The organism is Nonomuraea sp. NPDC049400 (assembly GCF_044466425.1).
In the GTDB taxonomy this organism is placed as follows: domain Bacteria; phylum Actinomycetota; class Actinomycetes; order Streptosporangiales; family Streptosporangiaceae; genus Nonomuraea.
In genome coordinates, this window is sequence record NZ_JBITMP010000129.1 from 1 (window position 1) to 4744 (window position 4744).

At 67.8% G+C, this 4744-nt stretch carries 3 protein-coding genes and 1 pseudogene; 2 read left to right on the forward strand and 2 right to left on the reverse strand.

All coding sequences use genetic code 11. The annotated features are described in order from the left end of the window. Window positions 1-399 precede the first annotated feature (399 nt). On the reverse strand, window positions 400-1146 hold the full coding sequence (locus tag ACIBVN_RS60560) for a phosphotransferase family protein (RefSeq protein WP_397151943.1): 747 nt from the start codon (window positions 1144-1146) through the stop codon (window positions 400-402). A 402-nt stretch (window positions 1147-1548) separates the two neighbouring features. On the opposite strand from ACIBVN_RS60560, the gene ACIBVN_RS60565 reads away from it, so the two are divergent. Beyond that, window positions 1549-2283, forward strand: coding sequence for a phosphotransferase (locus ACIBVN_RS60565; RefSeq protein ID WP_397151945.1), 735 nt, complete (start codon window positions 1549-1551; stop codon window positions 2281-2283). A 960-nt stretch (window positions 2284-3243) separates the two neighbouring features. Next, window positions 3244-4206, forward strand: coding sequence for a hypothetical protein (locus tag ACIBVN_RS60570; RefSeq protein ID WP_397151947.1), 963 nt, complete (start codon window positions 3244-3246; stop codon window positions 4204-4206). Between the two features lie 430 nt (window positions 4207-4636). Here ACIBVN_RS60570 and ACIBVN_RS60575 read toward each other — a convergent pair. After that, window positions 4637-4744: pseudogene (locus ACIBVN_RS60575) on the reverse strand (AraC family transcriptional regulator); the annotation flags it as partial.

The window sequence follows — 4744 nt, forward strand, 5'->3', positions numbered from 1 at the left end:
CGTGCCGGCTTTCTCCTCCTCCGCAAACGAGTGCTCCTCACAACCTAACGATCATTACGCACCGTCACCGCTTCACGGACTTTGCGCCAGATCCTCACAAGCAGCAGCGTTTGTCGGCAGTTCGGACAGCACTTGGGGGCTGATGGGGCGCGAAATGTCGGTGAGAAATAGCAGCGCTCCGAGGAAGCGGGCAATGACCCTCGCGATCTACTGATCACTGGTGTGGGAGGGGCCAGTGAGCCGGGGGCATGTGCTCCTGGGCGTGAGCATGTGTGGCTTTCCCGGCAGATGGCGTCGGCGCGATACTGCGCGCCGCTGATCACTCGCCTGCCGGTCTTCGCGTCAGCCTCTATGCCTGGTCACGGGCGCGTACTCGTGGTCGTCGGGCTCGTGCGGGCCTCACATCCGGGCTCGCAGCACGTCGAACTCGCAGCCTGGCAAGGACGGGTCGAAGCCGTTCTCGATCAGCCAGCGGATCGCCAGCAGGCTTCGCAACGACCACCACGCACGTATCACGTCGAGGTCGACATCGGTGCCGTAGCCGGCGACGACGTCGCCAAGGTGCTCCTCGTGTCCGAGCGTCAAGATGGCGAGGTCGAACAGGGCATCGCCCTGGGCCGCCTCGGACCAGTCGATCACGCCGGTGATCTCGTCACCGTCGACGAACACGTGGCTGACCTGCAGGTCGCCGTGCGTGAACACCGGTGTCCACGGCCGGAGCGCAGCCTCGGCAACCCGGCGGTTCCGCGTGACCAGGTCGGCGGGAAGGACGCCGTTCGTGACGAGCCACTCGCATTCGCCGTCGAGGCGCGATGCGATCTCGTCGAGGCTCCGGCCGGGCCAGGGCGGCAGCGGCGCGTCGTGCAGCATCCGTACGGCGGCACCCGCCGCGGCCCACGCCGCCGACGACGCGGTCGACGGCTCACCGAGGCGGCCGAGTGCCGTGCCGGGCAGGGCGGCGAGCGCGAGCACGGGCGGCTTGCGCCACAGCACCTCCGGAGTCGGGATCGGCACCATGGCCATCGCCTTGACTTCGACATCGGTGCGCGTCTGATCGGCGTCGATCTTCAGGAACACATCGCCGACGCGCAGGGTCGCTCGCTCGCTATGGGCGACGACGACCTCAATCTCCTCCATGCCGGCCATTATCGAAAGAGATCATCGACGTCACAACGGGTTTATCGCGTGCCACTGCCCGGCTGACCAGGTCCCCCTGGCCGGCGACCTCGTGCACGACCCCGGCCGCCGACGGGCCGGACACCGCCGAACGCCGCGTCGGGGCCTCGGCACGTGGATCGTGAAGTCGAGCGGTATGCCGTCCCGGTCCGTGACCTCGACTTGCCCGAGACCGTCGGTCAGGTGATGTCGCCGATCATCGCTGTGTACGTCCAGGCGTACCTGGCTCTGCACCGGTTCCTGTACGCCGACCGTCCCGGGCGGACAGGAAGAGCGCCAGGTTCGACTTCTCGCCGTGGCGTCTGGATTCCCGCTCGGCTGAGACCGCGTCGTTCATGAGGACGACGATGGTATTCCCGTAGGGTGTGGCCAGTGGGGTGGGAAACACTCGGGCAGTGGGGCGAAGACGCCGCTCGCATCGAACCGCTCGCTGGCGGAGTCGCCAACGACGTGTGGAGCGTGCGCGTCAACGGGCACCTCGCGGTCGGTCGTCTCGGTGCCAGGAGCGACGCTGATCTCGCGTGGGAGACCGAGCTCCTCCAACACCTCGACCGTGAAGGTCTGACCGTGCCGGTGCCGATCCCGACCACGGACGGCCGGCTGTTCGCCGACGGTCTGGTGGTGATGACCTACCTGGATGGCGGACCGCCCGAGACGCAGGCCGACTGGCGTCGCGTGGCCGGCACGCTCCGCGAGCTGCATCGGTTGACGCAGGGCTGGCCGCAGCGCCCAGGTTGGCGATCGTCGACCGACCTCCTGCACGCCGAGACCGGGACGAGGATCGACCTCGGTGCGATGCCCCCTGAGAGCGTTGCTCGATGCCGGGCAGCGTGGGCGCGGCTCACCGGACGTCAGACATGCGTCGTCCACGGCGACCCCAACAACCCTGGCAACGTCCGCATGACCGCGAATCAAGTCGCGCTGATCGACTGGGACGAGTCGCACGTCGACGTCCCCGACCTCGACCTCGTGCTGCCCGACAACGCCGCCGGGCTAGACGACGGCGCGTACGACATCGCCGCGCAAGCGTCGGCCGCATGGGAAGCCGCCATCTGCTGGGACGACGAGTTCGCAGTCAAGCGGCTCGCCGAAGTTCGAGCGGTCTGAGAACGCGTTCGAGGAGTGGGGCCAGCCGTTCCGGCCGGGACGGCGGCGGGCCCGGCTCCGGACTGGCCCCGCCCTTGGCGATCAGCCGGGCCACCTCTGCGCCTTGTGGCAGACGACCAGGTGGGAGGCGAACAGCATGACCCGCACCGGTGCCCGGCCAGGTGGATCGGCACCGAGTGGCGGTTGGTGCGGACGCTGATCTGTCCGTGCATGTTCACTCGCGGCGTCAGCCGCCGGCCGATCTCGAACGGCTCGACCGGCAGCGGCGGCTCGTGGGCGAAGCGCTCGCCGATGGTCTGCTTGCGCATCCGGATCCGCGCTGCTCGTCTTGATGTCTCTGGTCGATCAACGCGTTGAGCTCGCTCATCGAGGCGACGGCAGGCACGGGTACCAGGCGGTTGCGGCGGAACCAGCCGATCTGACCCTCAACCCCGCCCTTCTCGTGCGCGCCGATCAGTCCGGGGCGGCAGTAGAAGGCGTCGATACCGGCCCAGCTTCTGAAGGCCACCCACCGCTCCGACTCCACCCGGGCCCTCGAAGAACGCCTCTTGCGAGCAGGTCGGGAACATTCGGTGCACGGCATTGCCCGACCAGGACAGCCGGAAGGCGAGCAGGTAACACCTGGTCAGCTCGCCCGCCAGGTGAATGCTTGGGCGGCGCGTCCAGATCGGCCCGCAGCCACCGCAGCCCCGGAGCGCTGTTACTTCTCAGCGACATCGTCTTGCAGCGGAAACGATCGCTGTTGCAGGAGACCGGCAAACGCTGTCACTCCGGAGCCGGACACGCAGAGCAATCGCTCGTACACTGTCTGGCGCGGCACGTGAGCCTGAGCGTCCCGAGATCAGGAGAGGACAGGGTCTGGGAAAGATGAGCGAGGCCCCCCAAGGTGACCAAGACCCTCGGCCTGCAGGAGAGGCGACTGAGGGCGGGCTGGAGTCGGTGACCTGCCACGAGGAGCTGGTGAAACTGCTGGCCGAGCAGTTCGTGCGAGCCGACGTGTCGCTTCGAGAGCTTCAGTCACGGGCGGACAGGGCGGGCGGAACGCGGCTGCCACGCACGACCTGCGCCGACATGCTGGCCGGTCGGCGCTTCCCCAAGAAGGCGGTGATGGTGGCGTTCCTTCAGGGATGCCGCGTCCCCGACCATCAGCTCCCGGCGTGGGAACGGGCGTGGGAGCGGGTGCGGGTCAATCAGCTGCCCGCCGGGTCCAAGGAGCATCGCAGCGCCGATTCCTCCCACGGCACGCCGCTCGCTGCCCAGATCATGGCCGCACCTGGCAGCACGGGGACGGACCGTGCCGCCGGTCGACGTTGGCGCCAAGCCGCCCTGCTCACAGCGGTGGCCGTGCCGGCAGCTGCGGCAACCGTGAGCGTCATCATTGTTCAGGGGGCAACGCCGCAACGCGGCGCGTCCGAAGGGATGGCTGACCCCGTCGTGGATCCCGCCCACATCATCAGTGACGATGGTCGTGCGTTCCCTCGCGGGGGGTCGAGCCGGTTCACCGTGACTGTCAACCCGGCCAATACGGGCGTACGGCTGATCCGTCGGCTGGATGCAGGCGTCGGTCTGCAACATGCCACCATCACCGTTGACGGAGCCCCGGCCGCACGATGGCGACCGCTGCTTGAGGACAGCATCTACAAGTGGAGAAACCAGATCGTCACCCTCCCGCCGGCTCTGACGACAGGGCGAAGCTCGCTCACCATCGTCAACACGTGCGTGTCCTCCTCGGGCTTCAACGAGTTCCTCTACACCGTGGAGCACAAGGTCAACGGTGTCTGGTCGACTGCCGATACGGTCGACATCGGCCGCGACCACACCGCGAGCGAAGCCGCGCACGACTACCGCGTCGTCGGAGAGGACTGGGCCGATACGCAGACCTTCGCCTATCCGCCGCGGAAGGAGGACTGGAGCGTCGAGTGAGCTCCAACGGCTGACATCCCCGGGCAGGCAGCATGCGCAAGGCCAGAAATGTCCTCGCCCAAGACCTTTGACTCTTGTACGGTCACCCGCATGAACCGGCAGCACCTGCACGACTCGGTGACCGCGGTGAACGCACTGACCGCCCGATGGGTGGACACCTGTTCGGGCGGGTCGGTCGTGATGGCCGGCGCAGGCGCCGGTCACGGGGTCGAAGTGATTGGTACGGCCTGTCCAGGAGGCTCAGTCGCGCCCCCTCATGAGCCGGCGAAGGAGTGATTTCGTCGAGGAGCAGCGACAGCGTTCGGTGGCGAATTCAGACAGTCACAGCCACGGCGCTGGTGATGGACGCCACCGGCAAGGCGGGCATGACGGCGTCGAACGAGCATCAGGCAGTCATCATGGAAATCGATCGCGCCGACATCACGCGGCCTCACGCCCGGAACGTGCGGCGGTAGGTGTCCGGTGGTACGCCGATCGTGCGGTGGAAGTGGCGGCGCAGTGTCGTCGCCGTGCCCATGCCCGTGGCCGAGGCGATGGT

Coding starts and splice junctions, on each gene's coding strand:
- ACIBVN_RS60560 (WP_397151943.1), bottom strand. CDS start 1,146: ATGGCCGGCATGGAGGAGATTGAGGTCGTCGTCGCCCATAGCGAGCGA.